Below are 20,532 nucleotides of genomic sequence, written 5' to 3'. Positions count from 1 at the left end.
GTTGCGGGAAGCGTTTCCGGGCCTGGACTGTTGAGATGATGCGGAGAAAAGGGAGGCGGCTGGATGTCGATGATGGGCGGGATGGCCGCGGCCGGCTGGCGGCGGCAGGATGCGTCCGTCGTCGGGCGCAAGCTGGCGAAGGGCACGGTCCGGCGGATCCTCCGGTTCGCGAGACCGTTCCGGTGGCAGATCACGGCGTTCCTGCTACTGGTGATCGGGTCGGCGTTCCTGGTGATCGCGTCGCCGCTGCTGTTCAAGAAGATCGTCGACGACGGCATCACCAAGGGGAACGCGGGGCTGGTCACCGCGCTCGCGCTGGTGGTCGCGGGGCTCGCGGTCGTCGAGGCGGTGCTCGGCCTGGTCCAGCGCTCGTTCTCGGCGCGGATCGGCGAGGGGCTGATCTTCGACCTGCGGACCAAGGTGTTCGCGCATGTGCAGCGGATGCCGGTCGCGTTCTTCACCCGGACCCAGACCGGCGCGCTGGTCTCGCGACTGAACAACGACGTGATCGGCGCGCAGCAGGCCTTCACCACCACGCTGTCCGGCGTGGTCTCGAACATCATCAGCCTGATCCTCGTGGTCGGTGCCATGCTCGCGCTGAGCTGGCAGCTGACCGTGGTCGCGATCCTGCTGCTGCCGGTCTTCCTGGTCCCGGCCCGGATCCTCGGCCGCCGGCTGGCCGCGATGACCCGCGAGCAGATGAACCTGAACGCCGAGATGTCGTCCGCGATGACCGAGCGGTTCAGCGTCGGCGGCGCCCTGCTGGTGACGCTGTTCGGCCATCCGGCGCTGGAAGAGCGCGACTTCGGCGAGCGCGCCGGGCGGGTCCGCGACCTGGGGATCCGGATCGCGATGCTCGGCCGGGTGTTCTTCACCGCGCTGACGCTGGTCGCCGCGCTCGCGACGGCTCTCGTGTACGGCGTGGGCGGCAACCTGGCCGTCCGTCAGACGCTGACCGTCGGGACGCTGCTCGCCCTGGTCGCGCTGCTGGGCCGGCTGTACGGTCCGCTGACCGCGTTGTCGAACGTACGGGTCGACGTGATGACCGCGCTGGTGTCGTTCGAGCGGGTCTTCGAGGTGCTCGACCTGGAGCCGATGATCAAGAACGCGCCCGACGCCGCCGACTTGCCCGACGACGCGGCGAGCGTCGAGTTCGACCATGTCGCGTTCTCGTACCCGACCGCCGACCAGGTTTCGCTGGCGAGCCTCGAGTCCGTCGCGGTGCTGGACAAGCGCGCGTCGGCGCAGGTGCTCGAGGACGTCAGCTTCGTCGTTCAGCCCGGCCAGATGATCGCCCTCGTGGGTCCGTCGGGCGCGGGCAAGACCACGATCACCAACCTCGTGGCCCGGCTGTACGACGTGACCGGCGGAGCGGTGCGGATCGGCGGGCACGACGTACGCGAGGTCACGCTCCAGTCCCTGCACGACACGATCGGGTACGTCACGCAGGACGCGCACATGTTCCACGACACGATCCGGGCGAACCTGCTGTACGCCAAGCCGGACGCTGCCGAGGACGAGATGGTGGCGGCGTTGAAGGCGGCGCAGATCTGGGAGCTGGTGTCCGAGCTGCCCGACGGGCTCGACACCGTCGTCGGCGACCGCGGCCACCGGCTGTCCGGTGGTGAACGGCAACGGCTCGCGATCGCCCGGTTGTTGCTCAAGGCGCCGAAGATCGTCGTCCTCGACGAGGCCACCGCGCACCTGGACTCGGAGTCCGAGGTCGCCGTTCAGCGGGCCCTGGACACCGCGCTCGAAGGCCGCACGTCGCTGGTCATCGCGCACCGGCTGTCGACGGTCCGGAACGCGGACCAGATCCTGGTCGTTGACCACGGCAACGTCATCGAGCGCGGCACGCACGAGCAGCTGCTCGCGGCCGGCGGCGAGTACGCTGATCTGTACCACACCCAGTTCAAGGAGTCCGGCACAGCGGCAGGTGTCTGATGATCAAGCTCGCGCTCGTCCTCGCGGCCGGGTACGCCGGCTACCAGGTCGCGTACCACTCCGAGGACGGCCGGCACTACGGCCGCACCGGCGAGCGCGCGATCAGGACCACCCTGTCGCTCCTGATCGCAAGCCTCGCCGCCGGCCTCACGTACGCGGTTCTGCTCCAGCACTAGCGGACTCGTGCTCCAGCAGGTGCAGCACGGGGACGCCGAGGTGCCGGCGGGCCGAGTTGGTCCAGTCCAGGTGGAAGAACTCGGCGACGATGTGTGGCCGGGTCAGGATGATGACCTCCTGGCCGTGGCTGTGCTGGACGGTCGCGACCAGTGCGTCGATCGGCCGGTCGTGCGAGATGCCGCCCTCGGCGGTCTGGCCGAGGTCGCGGAGCCGTTGGACGCTGCGGCCGCTGCAGCCCTTGGCCTCGGAGTCGATCGCCCGTTGCGCCTCGACGAGATCCTCGCGCTGACCGGCGAGACCCGGCCCGTAGAGATCCGCGGTCCCGAGCGCGCTGATCGACGCCTCGACACCCGCCTCCGCGTTGTGACAGGGCACGAGCACGTGGTACGTGACCGGCTCGGGCATGTCCTGATGGAGTTCGACGACGCGCTTCGCGTCGGGCTCGGACAGTTCCTGTTCGACAAGCAGTACGACGTCGTACATCGTGCCACCTCCGGTGCTTACCAGTCGGTATAGCCCCATAGTGCCCCGGACGGCGGGGAAAGTATTCACCTGAATCGTTGCAGTCTTCGGCTTCCGTACGTTCGGAGCGCGCGCAGCAGGTCGACCTCGCGGAACGCGGGCCAGTACAGGTCGCAGAACTCGATCTCCGAGTCCGTTGCCTGCCAGAGCAGGAAGTCCGACATCCGTAGCTCGCCGCTGGTCCGGATCACGAGATCCGGGTCCGGCAGACCGGGGACGTACAGGTGCCGCCCGATCTCCTGCTCGCTCAGCGTGTCGGCGACGTCCTCGAGCGTCCGCCCGGCCGCCGCGGCGTCGTCGAGTACGGCGCGGACCGCGTCCACCACCTCGAGCCGCCCGGAGTACCCGAGCGCCAGCGTCAGGTCGCCGGCGTCCCGGTCCCGGCTGAGCTCGACGGCCTCCTTCAGTGCCCGGGATGTTGAGTCGGGCAACAAATCCAGCTGGCCCGCGACGTGCAGCCGCCAGCGGTGGTCCCGGCGGACGTGCTCGGCCAGCACGCTCTCGGTCAGCTCCATCAGATAGCCGACCTCGGCGGAGTCGCGTTTGCGCATGTTGTCGGCCGACGCGACCCAGGCGGTGACGCAGGTGATGCCCGCGTCCGCGCACCACTGCAGGAACTGCTCCAGGTGCTTCGCCCCGAACCGGTGCCCGACGCGGACGTCGTCGTACCCGGCGCCGCGCGCCCAGCGGCGGTTGCCGTCCATCACGATCGCGACATGCCGTGGCTTGGGAAGACCTTTGAGCTGACGCCGTAGCCGGCGCGTGTAGAGGGAGTACAGCATCAGCGTTGGGCGCTGGAGAGGACGTCGGCGAGGTCGAACTTCACCGGCTCCTCCAGCTGCTCGTAGGTGCAGGACTCCGGCGTCCGGTCCGGGCGCCAGCGGACGAACTGCGCGGTGTGCCGGAAGCGGATGCCTTCCATGTGGTCGTACCGCACCTCGACCACCCGCTCCGGGCGCAGCGGCGTGAACGACAGGTCCTTGCCCGCCTGCCAGCGGGAGCCCTCGGCGTTCCGCGGCGTCCGGACGCCTTCCTCCTGCTTCGCCCACGCCCACGGGTGCTCGTCGAACGTCGTCACCAGCGACTGCAACTCGGTGAACAGCTCCTTGCGGCGCTCCATCGGGAACGCGCCGATCACGCCGACGCTGGCCAGTGTGCCGTCCTCGTTGTACAGCCCGAGCAGCAGCGAACCGATCCGGTCCGGGCCGCTCTTGTGCAGCCGGTACCCGGCGACGACGCAGTCCGCCGTACGCTCCGGCTTGATCTTGAACATCACCCGCTTGTCCGGCTGGTACGTGCCGTCGAGGGGCTTCGCGATCAGCCCGTCGAGGCCGGCGCCTTCGAACTGCTCGAACCACCGCGCGGCCGTGTCGTGGTCGGCGGTCGCCGGCGTGACGTGGATCGGCTCCTTCGCACCGGCGAGCGCCTCGAGCAGCGCCGTACGGCGTTCCGCGAACGGGCGCTCAGTGTAGTCGTCGTCACCGAGCGCGAGCAGGTCGAACGCGACGAACCGGGCCGGGGTTTTCTCGGACAGCATGTTCACCCGGCTCGCCGCCGGGTGGATGCGCTGCTGCAGGACCTCGAAGTCGAGCCGGTCGCCGGACTCGCCGATCACGATGATCTCGCCGTCGATCGCGCACCGCTCCGGGAGGTTCGCCTTCACCGCCTCGACCAGCTCCGGGAAGTACCGCGTCATCGGCTTCTCGTTCCGGCTGCCGATCTCCACCTCGTCGCCGTCGCGGAAGATGATCGACCGGAACCCGTCCCACTTCGGCTCGTAGGACAGGTCTCCGCGCGGGATCTCCTTGACCGGCTTGGCGAGCATCGGCTTGACCGGCGGCATCACAGGCAGTCGCATCCTGTCATTCTGTCCCACGCCTGTGACAGTTCCCAGGTGGACGGGACGCGAGTTGCCTCGGACAATGCTCTGTATGAGTTCGCTCGGGGTGGGGACGCGTCCGTCGGACGCGGAGCGTGACCGCGCGCTGTCGGTCCTCCGCGACGGCGCGGGTTCCGGGCGGCTCTCGCACGACACGTTCGTCCGCCGGATGAACGTCGTACTGCGTGCTCAGACCAACGGCGAACTGGCCGACGTACTGCGTGACCTGCCGCGCCGGGAGTCCCGCTTCACCACGATCACCCGGAATCTGCGCGAGAAGCTCCCGCGGGTCACACTCGACCGGCCCTCGCGCCGCGTTCCCCGGTGGGACGTGCTGGGGCGGCTGTCGGTGAGCCGGAAGGTGCCCGTTCCGGAGGCACCGCCGGCGCTCGCGTTGCCGGCGCCCGGTTCGCCGACCGTGCGGGTGGGGCGCGGGCCTGGGGCGACGCTGCGGTTGGGCGACGTGACGGTGTCGCGGTTCCATGCCGAGTTGCGGGCGATGGGCGACGGGTGGTTGCTGCGGGACCTCGGGTCGATGAACGGGACCTGCGTGAACGACCTGCGGATCACCACGACCGTGCGGGTACGGCCGGGGGATCGGGTCAGTTTTGGGGCGGTCAGTTTCACGCTGACCTGGCAGCCGTAGCTTGCATCCGGTCCTTGGGTACAGGTTTACCGTCGTAGCCATGGACGTTCCGGAAGCTTGTACCCTGCCGACCGCCGAGCAGCCGCTGCGGACCGCCGAGTTCGGCCAGTTGTTCGCCGACCACCTGCGGCACGCGGACCGCGTCGACGCCCGGACCCTCGACCTCACGCTGGATCCCGCGGCCTTCTCCGCGACCGCCGACCTGATCGCCCGCGAGTCCGAGTGCTGCTCGTTCTTCACGTTCACGCTCACCGGCGCGACACATCTGCGGATCACCGTCCCGCCGGCGTATACCGCCGTACTCGAAGGCTTCCCGCAATGAGATCCGGCGAACTCGCGGCCGCCGCCGGCGTCAACCTGCAGACCCTCCGGTACTACGAACGCCGCGGACTGCTCGACGAACCAGACCGCAGCCTCGGCGGCCACCGGGTGTACTCCGCCGACGCCGTCACCACGCTGCGCGTCATCAAGGCTGCCCAACGCCTCGGCTTCACCCTCGCCGAGATCTCCGAACTGCTCGACACCGCGAGACACCGGCACCGCCGCGGCGAGGGAGCCGGACTCCAGGCCCGCGCCCGGGAGAAACTGGTGGACGTGGAAGCCAAGATCGCCGACCTGACGGTCATCGCCGAGACCCTCCGCGCGGGCATCACCGCCGGCTGCGACGACCTCGAAACCTGCGCCGCCGACCCGCGCTGCCCGCTCCCGTTCGCCCCGCTCCCGTTCGCGGAGCTCGCCCGGTGACGGTGGTCCGCTCGATCGTCCTGTTCGTCCTCGCCGCGATCGCCGAGATCGGCGGCGCCTGGCTGATCTGGCAAGGCTGGCGCGAACACCGCGGCGTCCTCTGGATCGCCGCCGGAATAGTTGCCCTCGGCGCCTACGGCTTCGTCGCCACCTTCCAGCCCGACGCCAACTTCGGCCGCATCCTGGCCGCCTACGGCGGCATCTTCGTCGCCGGCTCCCTAGCCTGGGGCATGCTCGTAGACCACTTCAAACCCGACCGGTACGACCTCACCGGCGCCACCATCTGCCTCCTCGGCGTGGCGGTGATCATGTACGCACCGCGCGGGTAGCTCAGGGGATCAGCACCACCTTGCCGGTGGAACCGCGGGTCTCCAGAGCTTTGTGGGCCTTGGCGGCGTCGGACAGCGGGAACGTGGTGGTGAGTGCTTGCCATCGGCCCTCGAAGGTTTCTTCCAGCGCGGCGGATTCGAAGGCGCGGAGACCCCTGGCCATCGTGGGACCGAGGGACCAGCCGACGGTGAGGCTGCGGGCCATCAGGTCTTCGTGGGAGAACTCGATGGGGCCGCCGCCGGACCAGCCGAAGAGGTGCGCCCGGGCGCCGGGGGAGAGGAGGTCGAAGGCCTGCTGGCCGTTGGGGCCGCCGACGCCGTCCAGCAGGACGGTGATCTCCTGGCCGTCCAGGGCGTCCTTGAGGAGTTGGGGCCAGTCGGGGTTGCGGTAGTCGATGGCGTACTGCGCGCCGAGGGAGCGGACCAGTTCGGTCTTCTCGGGGCCGCCGGCGAGGCCGATGGCGACGGCGCCGACGTTGCGGGCGGCCTGGACGAGGTAGCTGCCGATGCCGCCGGCCGCGGACGTGATCAGTACGACGTCCTCCATCGTCAGGCGGGCCTGCTGGAGGATGCCGGCGGTCGTGCGGCCGGTGCCGATCGCGGCGACGGCCTGGGCGGCGTCGACGTGGTCGGGGAGTTCGTACAGCGACTCCGCCTTCGCGACGGCGCGTTCGGCGTACCCGCCGGGGACCATGCCGAGGTGGACCACGACGCGCTTGCCGGTCCAGGACGGGTCGGTGCCGGGTCCGACCGCCCGCACCCGGCCGGCGACCTCGCGGCCGGGGATGGTGGGGAGGTCCGGTACCGGGATCGGGCTGTCGCCGGTGCTCCCGGCGCGGATCATGGTGTCGACGAGGTGGACCCCGGCGGCCTCGACGTCGACGAGGACGGTCCCGGCGGTCGGCACCGGGTCCGGGACCTCCTCGTAGAGGAGGTTCCCCGCCGGGCCGAATGCGTGCAGTCTGATCGCTTTCACACCCGGAACGCTAAGACCTCAACAATGGTTGAGGTCAAGCGATGAACTCCTGCAGCCAGCGGCCGCTCTTCTTCACGATCCGTTGCTGCGTCGCGTAGTCGACGTACACGATCCCGAAGCGCCGGCTGTAGCCCCACGCCCACTCGAAGTTGTCCAGCAGCGACCACGCGAAGTACCCCTTCAACGGGAACCCCTCGGTCACCAGGTCCTTGCACACGGCAACGTGTTGCCGGAGGTAGTCGAGCCGCTCGTCGTCCTCGACCTGACCGTCGGCGGTGACCTCGTCCGGGTACGCCGACCCGTTCTCGGTCACGTACAACGGCAGCTTCGGGGCGAGCTTGTTGATCGCGACCAGGATGTCGCGCAGCCCGGACGCCTGGATCGACCAGCCCATCTGGGTCTTCGGCAGCCCCGGGTCGACCGTGACGACGTTCTCGCTGCCCGGCTGCGTGCTCGGACCGGACGTCGAGATCGGCCCCTCCGGCGCGGCCACCGTGGTCGGGCAGTAGTAGTTCACGCCGAGGAAGTCCAGCGGCGCCCCGATCAGCGGCAGGTCGGCCTCCTGTACCGCGAACCAGTCGGTCAGGCCGGTGTCCGCGAGCACGTCCGCCGGGTACTGCCCGGACAGCAGCGGCTCCAGGAACAGCCGGTTCCGCAGCCCGTCGATGCGGCGCGCGGCGTCGCGGTCGGCAGGGGAGTCGGTGGCCGCGTGGATCGGCGCCGGGTTCAGCGCGATGCCGTACGTCCCGCCCTCGGCGCGGATCGCGTCCAGCGCGAGACCGTGCCCGAGCAGCAGATGGTGGACCGCCTTCAGTGCGTCGGCGCCCACGGTGCGGCCGGGCGCGTGCTCGCCGTTCCCGTACCCGAGGAACGCCGAGCACCACGGCTCGTTCAGCGTCATCCAGTGCTTGACCACGTCCGAGAGCGCGTCGTGGGTGACGGCCGCGTAGTCGCGGAACCGCTCGGCCGTGTCGCGGACCAGCCAGCCGCCGGCGTCCTCCAGCGGCTGCGGCAGGTCCCAGTGGTAGAGCGTCGCGTACGGCGTGACGCCGTTCGCCAGACAGGTCTCCGCGAGCCGCCGGTAGAAGTCCAGCCCGGCCTGGTTCACGGCGCCCGTCGGCATGATCCGCGGCCAGGCGATCGAGAACCGGTACGCCGTCAGCCCGAGGTCCGCGAGCAACCGGATGTCGTCGGCGAACCGGTGGTAGTGGTCGTCCGCGATCTCACCGGTGCTGCCGTCGGCGATCGTGCCCGGGGTGTTCGCGAACGTGTCCCAGATGCTCGGACCGCGCCCGTCCGCCGACACCGCCCCCTCGACCTGGTACGACGCGGTGGCCGCGCCCCAGGTGAACCCGCTCGGGAAGCCGTTCCTCACGTCGTCTCCTTCTCCACCCAGTACTGCTTGTCCGGGAGCAGATTACCTAACCGGTTAAGCAGCTGCTCCGGGAGGTCGACCGCGAGCGCCTCGGCCAGCGCGTCGACCCGGGACGGCTTGGTGATCCCGACGACCGTGCCCGTGATTCCAGGATCGTCCACGGAGTGCCGGAGCGCGAGGGTCGCCAGGTCGACGCCGTACTCCCGGCAGGCCTCGTCCATCGCGGTCACGGCCTCGAGGACGGCCGCCGGCGCCTCGCGGTACGCGTACTTCGTCGCGCCGGCCGGGTTCGCGAGGATGCCGCCGCCGTAGACGGCCGCGTTCACGACCGCGATCCCGTCGGCGCGCGCCCGCCGGAAGATCGCGTCGGCCGAGTGGTCGACCAGGCTCCACCGGTTGTGGACCAGCAGTACTTCGAACCCGCCGAGATCGAGGTACCGCGACAGCTCCCGGGTGTCGCCGCCCGCCAGGCCGACGTGCCCGATCTCGCCGTCCGCGCGCAGTTGCATCAACGTGTCGACGGCGTCGCGCATCGTGGCGAAGTCGTGCGCCTCGGGGTCGTGCAGGTACACCAGCGGCAGGTCGTCGAGCCCGAGCCGTTCCTTGCTCTCGGCAACACTCGCGCGGACCCGGGCGCCGGAGTAGTCGCCGTCCTTCGCGTCCACCTTGGTCGCCACCAGGAACCCGTCGGGCAGCCCGCCGTACTCGCGGATCGCCTGGCCGATCCGGGTCTCGCTGGTGCCGTCGCCGTACCCGTTGGAGGTGTCGATCCAGCTGAGCGGGCTGTCGAAGACCCGCAGTACCAGGTCGACGGCCTGCTGCGAGCTGACGTCGTAGCCGAAGACGGCGGGCATCCCCGCGATGCCGCTGCCGCCGGCGCAGACGGCCGAGACGGTGAGCCCGGTGGAGCCGAGTGGGCGGAGCCAGTTGTTGGTCATGCGCGGGAGCCTAGACGGGGCGGGTTTGTAGAGTTGCGGCCATGGTGGTGCGGTTGAGTGGGCGGCGGCCCGAGGTCAGCCCGGAGCGCTTGCTCTCGGAGTGCGTGCCGCCGCCGCGGTTCGCGGACGTCCGGTTCGGGACGTACCGGCCGGATCCGGACGAGGTGTCGCAGGCGGAGGCGGTCGCGGCGCTGACGGAGCGGGCGTCGTACCTGGCGCAGCCGCGGACGGAGCCGTCGTTCTGGTCGCGGTTCCGCGGCCGTCCCGCGTCGCCGGACCGGCCCGGGATCTACCTCGACGGCGGTTTCGGTGTCGGCAAGACCCACCTGCTCGCGTCGCTCTGGCACGAGGCGGCCGGGCCGAAGATGTACTGCACGTTCGTCGAACTCACCAACCTGGTCGGCGCCCTCGGTCTCCGCACGGCGGTCGAGAAGCTGTCGTCGTACCGGCTGATCTGCATCGACGAGTTCGAGCTCGACGACCCCGGCGACACCATGCTGATCTCCCGGCTGCTCGGTCAGCTCGTCGACGCCGGCGTCCAGTTCGCGGCCACCTCCAACACGCTGCCCGACAAGCTCGGCGAGGGACGGTTCCAGGCGGTCGACTTCCTCCGCGAGATCCAGGGCCTCGCCGCGCGCTTCGACGTCCGCCGGGTCGACGGGCCGGACTACCGGCACCGTGGCCTCCCGGTGGCGCCCGATCCCTGGCCGGACGAGAAGGTCGAGCACGAGGCCGCCGTCCGCCGGAACGCGTCATGCGACCACTTCGTCGACCTGCACCGCCACCTCGCGGAGCTGCACCCGAGCAGGTACGGCGCGCTCCTGGACGGCGTCGAGGCCGTGGGGATCACGGACATCCGGCCGCTGACCGACGAGAACGTCGCGCTCCGGATGGTCGTCCTCGCGGACCGGATGTACGACCGTGACCTGCCGCTGCTCGCGGGCGGCGTACCGCTGGACGAGCTGTTCTCGCAGGACATGCTCAAGGGCGGCTACCGGAAGAAGTACCTGCGCGCGCTGTCCCGGCTGATTGCGCTGGCCCGCGCTGCGTGACCGCGATCTCGCGGGCCGATGAGGCAGGATGAGTGGATGGCGAAGCAGAAGAAGGGCGACAAGGCGGCCCGGAAAGCGGACCAGAAGGCGGAAGCCGGCGGCGGACTGCGGGAGCTGTTGCGGGTACCGGCCGGTGAGGTCGACCTGACGACGTACGACACGCGGTCGACGGCCGGGTTCAGCGGCGGCAAGGACGACGGCAAGGAGGCGCTGGCGAGCCTCGGCGCCGAGGTGTCGGACTGGCAGGAGCGGCTGTTCGCCGAGGGGCGCAGCGGCGGCGAGCGGAGCGTCCTGCTGGTGCTGCAGGGGATGGACACGTCTGGCAAGGGTGGCGTCATCCGGCACGGCGCCGGGCTGATGGACCCGCAGGGCCTGAAGATCACCTCGTTCAAGGCGCCAACGCCGGCCGAGAAGCGCCGCGGGTTCCTGTGGCGGATCCGGCAGGCGGTGCCGGGCGGCGGCATGATCGGCATCTTCGACCGGTCGCACTACGAGGACGTCCTGATCGCCCGGGTCCGGGAGCTCGTCACGCCGAACGTGTGGACCCGGCGCTACGACCAGATCAACGACTTCGAGGCCGAGCTGACCGCGAGCGGCGTCACGATCGTCAAGTGCTACCTGCACATTTCGCCCGAGGAGCAGCGCAACCGGCTCGAGGCGCGCCTGGACGACCCGACCAAGCACTGGAAGTACAACCCGGGCGACGTCGATGAGCGGCAGCTGTGGCCGGACTACATGGACGCGTACCACGCCGCGATCGAGCGCTGCAGCACGCCGGACGCCCCGTGGTACGTGATCCCGAGCGACCGCAAGTGGTACCGGAACTGGGCCGTCACCACGATCCTGCTCGAGACGCTCAAGGAACTGAACCCGGAATGGCCGGCCGCCGACTTCGACGTCGAGAAGGAGAAGAAGCGCCTGGCCGCGACCTGAGGTCAGTCGTCCGGGTTGATCCCGTGGCGCCGGAGCAGGTCGCGGAGGCGCGCGACCTGCTCGTGCAGGCGTTCGTTCTCGTCGAGGACGGCGTTGAGTTCCGCGGTCAGGTGGTGCCGGCGGCCGTACGTCGTCCACTCGGCGGTCTGCTCCTCCGCGACCTCGGCGACGACCGCCTCGGACCGCTGCCGCCAGTTCATCCGCTGCTCGAGCTTGCGGCGTACCGCGTCGACGTCCTCGGCGAGCTTGGTGAGGATCTGGCCGCCGACACCGTCCGCGTCGTGCAGGACGCCGAGCAGCAGGTGCTCCGGGCCGACCTGCTCCGCGCCGCGCGCTCGCGCTTCACCCCAGGCGAACTCGAACGTACCCTTCGCCCGCGGCGTGAACGGGATCGCCGCGGTGCCCGCGCCGCTCTTGCCGCGCCCGATGATCTCCAGGACCAGGTCCCGCACTGCCGGTGCGGTGATGCCGAGGTCGGCCAGCACCTTCGACGCGACGGCCGATCCCTGCACGATCACGCCGAGCAGCAGGTGCTCCGTGCCGACGTACACGTGGTCGAGGCCGCGGGCCTCCTCCTGCGCCAGCACGATGACCTGCCGGGCTTCCTGGCTGAACTGTTCGTACATCCGGATTCCCCTCCACCACTCTTGTTCGACGTCGAAGGCCAGGGACTCCTCGGACAGCAGCAGCTCGATCCGCAGAGCGTCCTGCAGGTCCTCCGCGGCGACCGGGTGGTACTCGAGCCGGCTCCGGACGAAGTCGCCGGCCTCCGCGTCGTCGGCGGCACCGGCCGTGATCCGGTCGAGCAGCTCGTCGACGTCGACGACCGGCTCCAGCCGGAGCTCGGCCCCGTTGATCGACACGAACTGCAGCACCACCGCGACCGCGACGACCCGGTTCGCCCCGTCGAACGGTCGGGCACGGACCAGCCCCGCGAGCAGTACGCCGGCCGCCTCCGCCAGCCCGCCGGTTCGCCGTACGTCGGTCAGCACCTGGTCGATCGCGTCCAGGTTCGACCGGCGGACGACGTCGTCGGAGGCGCAGCGCAGGACCCGCGCCGCGACGGCGAGTACGTCGTACCGGCCGAGGTGGCGCATCAGTCGTCTCCGCGCAGCCGGCGCAGCGATTCCTCGTGGCGGGTCAGGTTCTCCTCGAGCAACTGGCTGAACTGCGCGTCCTGGCGGCGCTGGTCCACCAGCGCGGCGATCGCCTCGCGGGCCACGTCCGACACCGACCGTCCCTCCACCGACGCCACCGTCTGCAGCCGGTCGGCCAGCTCCGGGTCGAGCCGCAGCAGGATGTTCTTGGTCACGTCCTTCGCCATGGATATCAAGATATCACGCTAGCCGACAGGGGTACTCGCAGTGTCTCCCTCCCGCCGCCGCGCCCGCTCTACCGTCGGGGGCATGCACACACGAACGCTCGGTCAAGGTCTGCAGGTGTCGGCGATCGGTCTGGGATGTATGGGGATGTCGCAGAGCTACGGCCCCAACCCCGGTGACCGCGACGACATGATCGGCGTCATCCGGTACGCCGTGGAGCAAGGCGTCACGTTCTTCGACACCGCCGAGGTGTACGGGCCGTACGTCAACGAGGAACTCGTCGGTGAAGCGCTGGCGCCACTGCGGGACCAGGTGGTGATCGCGACGAAGTTCGGCTGGAACATCGAGGACGGCGCGATGCGCGGGACGAACTCCCGTCCGGAGCAGATCCGCCGGGTCGCGGACGAGTCGCTGCGCCGGCTCGGGATCGACGTGATCGACCTGTTCTACCAGCACCGGGTCGACCCCGCGGTGCCGATCGAGGACGTCGCCGGGGCGGTGGCCGAACTCGTCCAGGCCGGCAAGGTCCGGCACTTCGGGTTGTCCGAGGCGGGGGCGGCGACGATCCGGCGGGCGCACGCCGTCCATCCGGTGACGGCCGTGCAGAGCGAGTACTCGCTGTGGACGCGCGATCCGGAGCCGGAGGTGCTGCCCGCGTGTGCGGAGCTCGGGATCGGTTTCGTGCCGTTCAGCCCGCTGGGCAAGGGATTCCTGACCGGCACGGTCGGTACGACGACCACGTTCGACGCCGGCGACATCCGCAACCGGGTCCCGCGCTTCGAGGCGGCCAACCTGACGGCGAACGAGGCGCTGGTGAACTACGTCCGGGCGCTCGCGGAGCCGAAGGGATGTACGCCGGGGCAGGTGGCGCTGGCGTGGTTGCTCGCCCAGTACCCGTGGATCGTGCCCATCCCGGGCACGCGCCGACGCGAACGCGTCGACGAGAACAACGCGTCGACCCAGCTCGCCCTGTCCGCCGACGAGCTGGCAGATCTCAACACGCTCGCCGCCCGCGTAGGTGTCCAAGGCAACCGCTACAACCCAGCCGGAATGGCCATGGTCGGCCTATAGGGTTGCGGGTGTGGCGGATGTCGTGGTGGTCGGGTTGGGTGCGTTCGGGTCGGCGGCTTTGTGGAGGTTGGCCGCTCGTGGCGTGGACGTCGTCGGGATCGAGCAGCAGGGGATCGGGCACGCGTTCGGCTCCTCGCACGGGACGACGCGGTTGTTCCGGGTGGCGTGTATGGAGCATCCCGGCCTGACTGCGATCGCGCGGAAGTCGTTGGCGTTGTGGACGGAGCTGGGGGAGCGGAACGGAGCGACGTACGTCCGGCAGACCGGCTCGCTGAACGTCGGCGCTCCGGGGAGCCAGCCGGTGACCGGGGCGCGGGCTGCGGTCGGTGCGCGGCCGGCTGATCTCACCCATGACGAGCTGCGCGAGAGGTTCCCGCAGTACAACTTGGCGGCCGACGACGTCGCGGTGTGGGATCCGGACGCGGGCATCTGCTACGCGGAGCCGACCGTTCGCGCGCAGGTCGCGGAGGCCGAACGGCTCGGCGCGACCGTGTATCCGCACACGATGGTCACCGCGATCGAGGTCGGCGCGGACGGGCTGACGGTCCGGACACCGACGACGAGCATCACCGCGGAGCAGGTCGTGATCAGCACCGGCGCGTGGCTGAGCAAACTCGTGCCGGACGTGTCGCTGTCACCGCGCCGTACGCCGCTGTTCTGGTTCCAGCCGAAGGACCCCGCGTCGACGGCCTTCCAGTTGCGGAACTTCCCGTCGTTCATCTGGGAGTTCGGGGACGGGCGCGGGCTGTGGGGACACGGGTCCGACGAGGACTTCCTCGTCAAGGTCGGCCTGGACGGCGCGGAGCGCGACCGGGACGTCGACCCGGACGAGCTGGACCGCTACATCCACCCGCGCAAGGACATCGCCGAACTGTCCGCGGCGATCGCGGACCACTTCCCAGAGCTCGATCCCGAGCCGGTGAAGCTCATGCCGTGCATGGTGACCGACTCGCTGGACGGGCAGTTCCTGGTCGGGCGGTACGACGACCGCGTGCTGATCGCCGGCGGCGACAGCGGCCACGGTTTCAAGCACTGCGCTGGTATCGGCGAACTCGTCGCCCAGCAAACGACGAAGGAGGCGCCCTACACGGACGCCTCCTTCGTCGATCCCCACAGGTTCTAGGCGGTACGCACCAGCTCGGGGCGGGCGATGATCGGGCGCGGGGCGGGCTCCAGGGTCAGCAGGTCGAGGCCTGCGACGCCGTAGCGGAGCATGACCAGGCGGGCGACCTCGGCGCTGACGCCCAGCGGGCGGGACACCGCGACGGCGCCGGCCCGGCGGGACGTGGACTCGGCGCGGTCCGGCAGCACGCCCGGCGCGAGGAACAGCGAGCCGACGGCGACGTGGCGGCGGCCCTCGAGCCGCCACTGCAGGACGGCCTCGGCCGGCGACGGCGACGCGGCGCACACGAACGCGGCGGTGACCGGCAGCTTGTGCCGCTGACCCCACAGCCGCGCGAGCCGGGTGACGCTGGCGTTCGCGTGCGAGTCGCTCGATCCGGCGCAGGCCAGCACCAGCGCGTCCAGCTCGCGCACGCGGCCGCCCTTGAGCTCGGCGCGCATCCGGCGGTCCAGCACGTCGAGCAGCGTGTCGTCGTACCCGAGGACGTCGGACGCGGTCACCCGTAGCCCCGGGAACCGGCTGCGCGCCTCGTCGATGACGGCCGGTACGTCGATCCGCGCGTGGTACGCGGCCGACAGCAGCAGCGGCAGGACGACGACCTCCTCGACGCCCTCGGCGGCGAGCTTCCCGAGCACCTGGTACGGCGTCGGCGGGCAGTGGTCGAGGAAGGAGGCTTCGATCCGCAGGTCGGCACGCATCTCACGCAGGCACTTGACGAGGGCGTGGACGGTGGCGGCCGAACGCGGATCGCGGCTGCCGTGGGCGAGGATCACGAGCGCTGGAGCAGTCACAGCAGTTCCCCTTCTTCGTCGTCGATCATGCCGGCTGCGAGTGTCCACCCGTCGTGGGCGTCGATCAGCAGGAACGATCCGGTGATGGTGTTGCGGGAGTACGGGTCGGCGGCGAGTGGTGCGGCGATCTTGAGTTGCACCTTGCCGATGTCGTTGAGGGCGAGCTCGGCGGCGTCGATGACGCCGAGGGTGTCGAGGTCCAGCGCGCCGGTGATCTTGGTGACGATCGCCTGCGCGGTGGTGGTGGTGTGCTTGATCAGCACCCGGGCCCCGACGGTGAGGGGCCGGTCGGACAGCCAGCTGACGGTGGCGGCCAGTTCCCGGCGGGTGCCGGGGGAGGCGTCGGCGGCGACGATGACCGAGCCGCGGGCGACGTCGATGTCGTCGGCGAGCCGGACCGTGACGGCCTCGCCGGCGATCGCGGACGGCCGTTCGGCGACCGCGGTGCCGGTGGTGGTGACGACGGGGCGGTCGATGCCGGCGATCGACGTACGGCGGCCGGCCGGGAGGACGATGACCGGGTCGCCGACGGTGACGGTGCCGGAGGCAACGGTTCCGGTGTAGCCGCGGTAGTCGCGGTACTGGTCGTCGGTCTGTGGGCGGAGCACGTACTGCACCGGGAAGCGCAGCGGCTGCTGCGTGGTGTCGGTGCGGCCGTTGGCGTTCTCGAGGTACTCCAGCAGGGTCGGTCCGTCGTACCAGGGGGTCTGCGTGGAGTGGTCGACGACGTTGTCGCCGACCAGGGCGGAGACCGGGATGGCCTGGACGTCGGCGATGTCGAGCTGGTCGGCGACGTCGTTGACCTCCTTGGCGATCTTGGTGAACACGGCCTCGTCGTAGCCGACCAGGTCGATCTTGTTCACCGCGAGGACGACGTGCGGGACCCGGAGCAGGCCGGCGACCGCGAGGTGCCGGCGGGTCTGCTCGAGGACGCCGTGCCGGGCGTCGACCAGGATGATCACCACGTCCGCGGTCGAGGCGCCGGTCACAGTGTTGCGGGTGTACTGCACGTGTCCGGGGCAGTCGGCCAGGATGAACGAGCGCTTGTCGGTGGCGAAGTACCGGTAGGCGACGTCGATCGTGATGCCCTGCTCACGTTCGGCGCGCAAGCCGTCGGTGAGCAGTGCGAAGTCGAAATCGCCGCCGCGGGCCTCGGAGACGGTTTTCACGTGCGCGATCTGGTCGGCGAGGATCGCCTTGCAGTCGTGCAGCAGCCGCCCGACCAGGGTCGACTTGCCGTCGTCCACAGAGCCGGCTGTTGCCAGCCGCAACAGGGTGCTCATCAGAAGTACCCCTCTCGCTTACGGTCTTCCATCGCGGCCTCGCTGGCCCGGTCGTCGGCGCGGGTCGCGCCGCGTTCGGTGATCTCGCTGGCCGCGACCTCGACGACGACGTCCGCGGCGGTCGTCGCGACGGAGGCCACCGCGCCGGTGCAGGACATGTCGCCGACGGTCCGGTAGCGGACGGTGCGCCGGCCAACGGTCTCGCCGTCGCGCGGTTGCGAATAGGGGCCGACGGCAAGCAACATGCCGTCGCGCTCGAACACGTCCCGCTCGTGCGCGTAGTAGATCGTCGGCAGCGGGATCTGCTCGCGCTCGATGTAGTGCCAGATGTCCAGCTCGGTCCAGTTCGACAGCGGGAACACCCGCACGTGCTCGCCCGGCCGGTGCCGCCCGTTGTACAGCGACCACAACTCGGGCCGCTGGTTGCGCGGGTCCCACTGGCCGAACTCGTCACGCAGGCTGAAGATCCGCTCCTTCGCCCGCGCCCGCTCCTCGTCACGCCGGCCGCCGCCGAACACCGCGTCGAACCGGTGCTGGTTGATCGCGTCCAGCAACGGGATCGTCTGCAGCTGGTTCCGCGTCCCGTCGGTCCGCTCCCGCAGCCGCCCGTCCGCGATGTAGTCCTCCACGCTCGCGACCTCGAGCCGCAGGCCCAACTGCTCGACGGTCGCGTCGCGGTACGCGAGTACCTCGGGGAAGTTGTGTCCGGTGTCGACGTGCAGCAACGTGAACGGCACACCCGCCGGCGCGAACGCCTTCCGCGCCAGGTGCAGCATCACGATCGAGTCCTTGCCACCGGAGAACAGGATCACCGGCCGCTCGAACTCCGCCGCCACCTCACGGAACACGAAGATCGATTCGCTCTCCAGAGCGTCCAACTCGGTAACAGTTGTGCTCATGTGTGCAACCCGCATTCCACCTTGCCGGTGCCGGCCCAGCGGCCGCTGCGCGGGTCCTCGCCCGGCGCGACGCGTTGCGTGCAGGGCTCGCAGCCGATCGACGGGTAGCCGTCGTACTGCAGCAGGTTCACCAGTACGCCGTTGTCCTGGATGTAGTTGTCCAGGTCCTCCTGCGTCCACGGCGCGATCGGGTTCAGCTTCACCATGTCGCGCTTCTCGTCGTACTCGACGACCGGAGTGTTCGCGCGGGTCGGTGCCTCCTCGCGGCGGATGCCGGTGACCCACGCCTTGTAGCCGGACAGGTACCGGTTCAGCGGCTCGACCTTGCGGAGCGCGCAGCACTTGTTCGGGTCGCGGTCGTGCAGCTTCTCGCCGTACTCCGCGTCCTGCTCGGCGACGGTCTGCCGCGGCAGCGCGTTGACCAGGTGGATCGGCAGCGTCGCGGCCACCGCGTCCCGGGTCCCGATCGTCTCGGCGAAGTGGTAGCCGGTGTCCAGGAACAGTACGTCGACACCCGGCGCGGCCTGCGCCGCCAGGTGCGGGAGCGCGCCGTCGGCCATCGAGGCGGTCACGACCAGCTCGTCACCGAACGTCTCCCGCGCCCAGGTCAGCACCTCGACGGGCGTGGCGTCGGCCAGCCGTTCGTTCGCCTCCTCGGCGAGCGTCTTCAAGTCACTCATTCCACCGTCACCCGCAACCCGATCATCTTCAGCTGGAACACCCGTGCGCACGGCCGGCACTCCCACGCGCCATGGCCTTCTTCGGAGGGCCTGAGGTCCTCGTCTCCGCAGTACGGGCAGTAGAGAGGCGCAGCACGCTCACTCATGTCAGTGCCTCCTCGTCAGCCCGGGTGACCCACTGGGCGAATCGCTCGCCCTCGGTGCGCTCCTTGAGGTACGTCTGCGTGACCCGCTCCACGTAGTCGGTCAGGTCGTCCGCCGTCACCTTGTGACCGCGGAGCTTCCGGCCGAAGCCGGCGTCCAGGCCGAGCCCGCCGCCGAGGTGCACCTGGTACCCGGGCACCTGGTTGCCGTCGGCATCCATCACCAGCTGGCCCTTGAGGCCGATGTCCGCGGTCTGGATCCGGGCGCAGGAGTTCGGGCAGCCGTTCAGGTTCACGGTGATCGGTACGTCGAGCTCGGGGATCCGCTCCTCGAGCTCCTCGATCAAGCGGGCCGCCTTCGCCTTGGTCTCGACGATCGCGAGCTTGCAGAACTCGATGCCGGTGCAGGCCATCGTGTTCCGCCGCCACGCCGACGGGTTCGCCTGGAACCCGAGCGCGTCCAGCTCCGCGACCAGCGAGTCGACCTGGGACTCCTCGACGTCCAGCACCAGCAGCTTCTGCTGCGGCGTGGTCCGGATCCGGTCCGACCCGTGCTTCGCGACGACGTCCGCGACCTGCGCGAGCGACGTACCGGAAACGCGGCCGACGACCGGCGCGACGCCGACGTAGTAGTTGCCATCCTTCTGCTTATGGACGCCGATGTGGTCGCCCTGGATCGCGGGCACCTCGGGCGCCGGGCCGTCGATCAGCTTCCGCTTGAGGTACTTCGTCTCCAGCACCTCACGGAACTTCTCGACGCCCCAGTCCGCGAGCAGGAACTTCAGCCGTGCCCGGTTCCGCAGCCGGCGGTAGCCGTAGTCGCGGAAGATGCTGGTCACACCCCACCAGGCCTCGGCGACCTCGTCGCGCGGGATCCAGGTGCCGAGCCGCTGCGCGAGCATCGGGTTCGTGGACAGGCCGCCGCCGACCCACAGGTCGAAGCCCGGGCCGTGCTCCGGGTGCACGACACCGACGAACGCGATGTCGTTCACCTCGGGGACGACGTCGTGCGACGGGTGCCCGGTCAGCGCGGTCTTGAACTTCCGCGGCAGGTTCGAGAACTCGTCCGAGCCGATGTACTTGTCGACGATCTCGGTGATGGCCGGTGTCGGGTCGATGATCTCGTCCGCCGCGATCCCGGCGACCGGGCTGGCGATCACCACCCGCGGTACGTCGCCGCACGCCTCGGTGGTGTAGAGCCCGACGGCCTCGAGCCGCTGCCAGATCTTCGGCACGTCCTCGATCGCGATCCAGTGCAGCTGGATGTTCTGCCGGTCGGTGATGTCCGCGGTGTCGCGCGCGTACTCGGTGGAGACCTCGGCGATCACCTTGAGCTGCTCGGTCGTGAGCTGGCCGCCCTCGACCCGGACCCGCATCATGAAGTAGCGGTCGTCCAGCTCTTCCGGCTCCAGGGTCGCGGTCTTCCCGCCGTCGATCCCGGGCTTGCGCTGCGTGTAGAGGCCCCACCAGCGGAACCGGCCGCGCAGGTCGGCGGGGTCGATCGAGTCGAAGCCGCGGTGCGCATAGACGTTCTCGATCCGGGCCCGGACGTTCAGGCCGTCGTCGTTCTTCTTGTTCTCTTCGTTCTTGTTCAGCGGCTCGCGGTATCCGAGTGCCCACTGGCCTTCGCCCTTGCCCTTGCGGGGGCGGGCCGGTTTACGGGCGGGGGAGGTGACGCCGGCAGTCATCGGGGCGTGTCCTTGTC

General features: G+C 70.1%; 23 protein-coding genes. 10 read left to right on the top strand and 13 right to left on the bottom strand.

The window, feature by feature from the left end:
- Nucleotides 1-69 precede the first annotated feature (69 nt).
- On the top strand, nucleotides 70-1,944 hold the full coding sequence (locus ACXJJ3_RS03820; protein WP_458172018.1) for an ABC transporter ATP-binding protein: 1,875 nt from the start codon (nucleotides 70-72) through the stop codon (nucleotides 1,942-1,944).
- On the top strand, nucleotides 1,944-2,120 hold the full coding sequence (locus ACXJJ3_RS03815) for a hypothetical protein (RefSeq protein ID WP_458168516.1): 177 nt from the start codon (nucleotides 1,944-1,946) through the stop codon (nucleotides 2,118-2,120). Before ACXJJ3_RS03820 ends, ACXJJ3_RS03815 begins: the two co-directional genes overlap by 1 nt.
- On the opposite strand, the gene ACXJJ3_RS03810 is transcribed toward ACXJJ3_RS03815, so the two are convergent.
- The 3 genes from ACXJJ3_RS03810 to ACXJJ3_RS03800 form a co-directional block, all read right to left on the bottom strand.
- Complete coding sequence (locus tag ACXJJ3_RS03810) at nucleotides 2,092-2,604, bottom strand: hypothetical protein (RefSeq protein WP_458168514.1); 513 nt, start codon at nucleotides 2,602-2,604, stop codon at nucleotides 2,092-2,094. The two genes, ACXJJ3_RS03815 and ACXJJ3_RS03810, sit on opposite strands and share 29 nt — an antisense overlap.
- Before the next feature lie 65 nt (nucleotides 2,605-2,669).
- Nucleotides 2,670-3,425, bottom strand: a complete 756-nt coding sequence (gene uppS / locus ACXJJ3_RS03805) for a polyprenyl diphosphate synthase (protein WP_458168513.1) — start codon at nucleotides 3,423-3,425, stop codon at nucleotides 2,670-2,672.
- Nucleotides 3,425-4,501, bottom strand: coding sequence for an ATP-dependent DNA ligase (locus tag ACXJJ3_RS03800; RefSeq protein WP_458168512.1), 1,077 nt, complete (start codon nucleotides 4,499-4,501; stop codon nucleotides 3,425-3,427). The genes uppS and ACXJJ3_RS03800 overlap by 1 nt, the downstream gene beginning before the upstream one ends.
- 73 nt (nucleotides 4,502-4,574) lie before the next feature.
- Here ACXJJ3_RS03800 and ACXJJ3_RS03795 point away from each other — a divergent pair, with 73 nt between their 5' ends.
- The 4 genes from ACXJJ3_RS03795 to ACXJJ3_RS03780 are packed head-to-tail and all read left to right on the top strand — an operon-like array spanning nucleotide 4,575 to nucleotide 6,241.
- On the top strand, nucleotides 4,575-5,168 hold the full coding sequence (locus ACXJJ3_RS03795; RefSeq protein ID WP_458168511.1) for an FHA domain-containing protein: 594 nt from the start codon (nucleotides 4,575-4,577) through the stop codon (nucleotides 5,166-5,168).
- A gap of 40 nt (nucleotides 5,169-5,208) precedes the next feature.
- Nucleotides 5,209-5,490 carry a hypothetical protein gene (locus ACXJJ3_RS03790; RefSeq protein WP_458168510.1) on the top strand — a complete coding sequence of 94 codons (282 nt, stop codon included), beginning with the start codon at nucleotides 5,209-5,211 and terminating at the stop codon, nucleotides 5,488-5,490.
- A complete protein-coding gene (locus ACXJJ3_RS03785; RefSeq protein WP_458168509.1) occupies nucleotides 5,487-5,912 on the top strand; it encodes a MerR family transcriptional regulator in 426 nt (141 codons plus the stop codon). Before ACXJJ3_RS03790 ends, ACXJJ3_RS03785 begins: the two co-directional genes overlap by 4 nt.
- Nucleotides 5,909-6,241: a YnfA family protein gene (locus ACXJJ3_RS03780; RefSeq protein ID WP_458168508.1), complete on the top strand. Its 333-nt coding sequence runs from the start codon at nucleotides 5,909-5,911 to the stop codon at nucleotides 6,239-6,241. Before ACXJJ3_RS03785 ends, ACXJJ3_RS03780 begins: the two co-directional genes overlap by 4 nt.
- A 1-nt stretch (nucleotide 6,242) precedes the next feature.
- Here the strand turns inward: ACXJJ3_RS03780 and ACXJJ3_RS03775 are convergent, their stop codons facing one another.
- The 3 genes from ACXJJ3_RS03775 to ACXJJ3_RS03765 are packed head-to-tail and all read right to left on the bottom strand — an operon-like array spanning nucleotide 6,243 to nucleotide 9,530.
- Nucleotides 6,243-7,217 carry a zinc-binding dehydrogenase gene (locus ACXJJ3_RS03775; protein WP_458168507.1) on the bottom strand — a complete coding sequence of 325 codons (975 nt, stop codon included), beginning with the start codon at nucleotides 7,215-7,217 and terminating at the stop codon, nucleotides 6,243-6,245.
- A gap of 34 nt (nucleotides 7,218-7,251) precedes the next feature.
- On the bottom strand, nucleotides 7,252-8,592 hold the full coding sequence (locus tag ACXJJ3_RS03770; RefSeq protein WP_458168505.1) for a GH1 family beta-glucosidase: 1,341 nt from the start codon (nucleotides 8,590-8,592) through the stop codon (nucleotides 7,252-7,254).
- Nucleotides 8,589-9,530 carry an aldo/keto reductase gene (locus ACXJJ3_RS03765; RefSeq protein ID WP_458168504.1) on the bottom strand — a complete coding sequence of 314 codons (942 nt, stop codon included), beginning with the start codon at nucleotides 9,528-9,530 and terminating at the stop codon, nucleotides 8,589-8,591. Before ACXJJ3_RS03765 ends, ACXJJ3_RS03770 begins: the two co-directional genes overlap by 4 nt.
- 41 nt (nucleotides 9,531-9,571) lie before the next feature.
- Between ACXJJ3_RS03765 and zapE the strand changes: the two genes are divergently transcribed.
- Together zapE and ACXJJ3_RS03755 are read left to right on the top strand one after the other, a co-directional pair.
- Nucleotides 9,572-10,582, top strand: a complete 1,011-nt coding sequence (zapE, locus tag ACXJJ3_RS03760; protein WP_458168503.1) for a cell division protein ZapE — start codon at nucleotides 9,572-9,574, stop codon at nucleotides 10,580-10,582.
- Nucleotides 10,583-10,618: 36 nt separating this feature from the next.
- Nucleotides 10,619-11,515 (top strand): polyphosphate kinase 2 family protein, encoded by an 897-nt coding sequence (locus ACXJJ3_RS03755; protein WP_458168502.1) that lies wholly within the window; start codon nucleotides 10,619-10,621, stop codon nucleotides 11,513-11,515.
- A gap of 2 nt (nucleotides 11,516-11,517) precedes the next feature.
- Here ACXJJ3_RS03755 and ACXJJ3_RS03750 read toward each other — a convergent pair whose 3' ends face one another.
- On the bottom strand, nucleotides 11,518-12,612 hold the full coding sequence (locus ACXJJ3_RS03750) for a Clp protease N-terminal domain-containing protein (protein WP_458168501.1): 1,095 nt from the start codon (nucleotides 12,610-12,612) through the stop codon (nucleotides 11,518-11,520).
- Nucleotides 12,612-12,839, bottom strand: coding sequence for a ribbon-helix-helix protein, CopG family (locus ACXJJ3_RS03745; RefSeq protein ID WP_427893652.1), 228 nt, complete (start codon nucleotides 12,837-12,839; stop codon nucleotides 12,612-12,614). The genes ACXJJ3_RS03750 and ACXJJ3_RS03745 overlap by 1 nt, the downstream gene beginning before the upstream one ends.
- 82 nt (nucleotides 12,840-12,921) lie before the next feature.
- On the opposite strand from ACXJJ3_RS03745, the gene ACXJJ3_RS03740 reads away from it, so the two are divergent.
- Nucleotides 12,922-13,908 carry an aldo/keto reductase gene (locus tag ACXJJ3_RS03740; protein WP_458168499.1) on the top strand — a complete coding sequence of 329 codons (987 nt, stop codon included), beginning with the start codon at nucleotides 12,922-12,924 and terminating at the stop codon, nucleotides 13,906-13,908.
- Nucleotides 13,909-13,918: 10 nt separating this feature from the next.
- Nucleotides 13,919-15,031 carry an N-methyl-L-tryptophan oxidase gene (solA, locus tag ACXJJ3_RS03735; protein WP_458168498.1) on the top strand — a complete coding sequence of 371 codons (1,113 nt, stop codon included), beginning with the start codon at nucleotides 13,919-13,921 and terminating at the stop codon, nucleotides 15,029-15,031.
- On the opposite strand, the gene ACXJJ3_RS03730 is transcribed toward solA, so the two are convergent.
- From ACXJJ3_RS03730 to ACXJJ3_RS03710, 5 genes are all read right to left on the bottom strand, one after another.
- The gene (locus ACXJJ3_RS03730) at nucleotides 15,028-15,822 is read right to left on the bottom strand and encodes a sirohydrochlorin chelatase (protein WP_458168496.1); all 795 of its coding nucleotides are present in this window, start codon (nucleotides 15,820-15,822) and stop codon (nucleotides 15,028-15,030) included. The genes solA and ACXJJ3_RS03730 overlap by 4 nt on opposite strands.
- A complete protein-coding gene (locus tag ACXJJ3_RS03725; protein WP_458168495.1) occupies nucleotides 15,819-17,105 on the bottom strand; it encodes a sulfate adenylyltransferase subunit 1 in 1,287 nt (428 codons plus the stop codon). Before ACXJJ3_RS03725 ends, ACXJJ3_RS03730 begins: the two co-directional genes overlap by 4 nt.
- Complete coding sequence (gene cysD / locus ACXJJ3_RS03720; RefSeq protein WP_458168493.1) at nucleotides 17,105-18,004, bottom strand: sulfate adenylyltransferase subunit CysD; 900 nt, start codon at nucleotides 18,002-18,004, stop codon at nucleotides 17,105-17,107. Before cysD ends, ACXJJ3_RS03725 begins: the two co-directional genes overlap by 1 nt.
- Nucleotides 18,001-18,684 carry a phosphoadenylyl-sulfate reductase gene (locus ACXJJ3_RS03715; protein ID WP_458168492.1) on the bottom strand — a complete coding sequence of 228 codons (684 nt, stop codon included), beginning with the start codon at nucleotides 18,682-18,684 and terminating at the stop codon, nucleotides 18,001-18,003. Before ACXJJ3_RS03715 ends, cysD begins: the two co-directional genes overlap by 4 nt.
- Before the next feature lie 142 nt (nucleotides 18,685-18,826).
- The gene (locus ACXJJ3_RS03710) at nucleotides 18,827-20,515 is read right to left on the bottom strand and encodes a nitrite/sulfite reductase (protein ID WP_458168490.1); all 1,689 of its coding nucleotides are present in this window, start codon (nucleotides 20,513-20,515) and stop codon (nucleotides 18,827-18,829) included.
- Nucleotides 20,516-20,532: the final 17 nt, after the last annotated feature.

This window comes from Kribbella sp. WER1, assembly GCF_054189145.1.
This window is presented reverse-complemented; position numbering and strand designations above follow the sequence as displayed.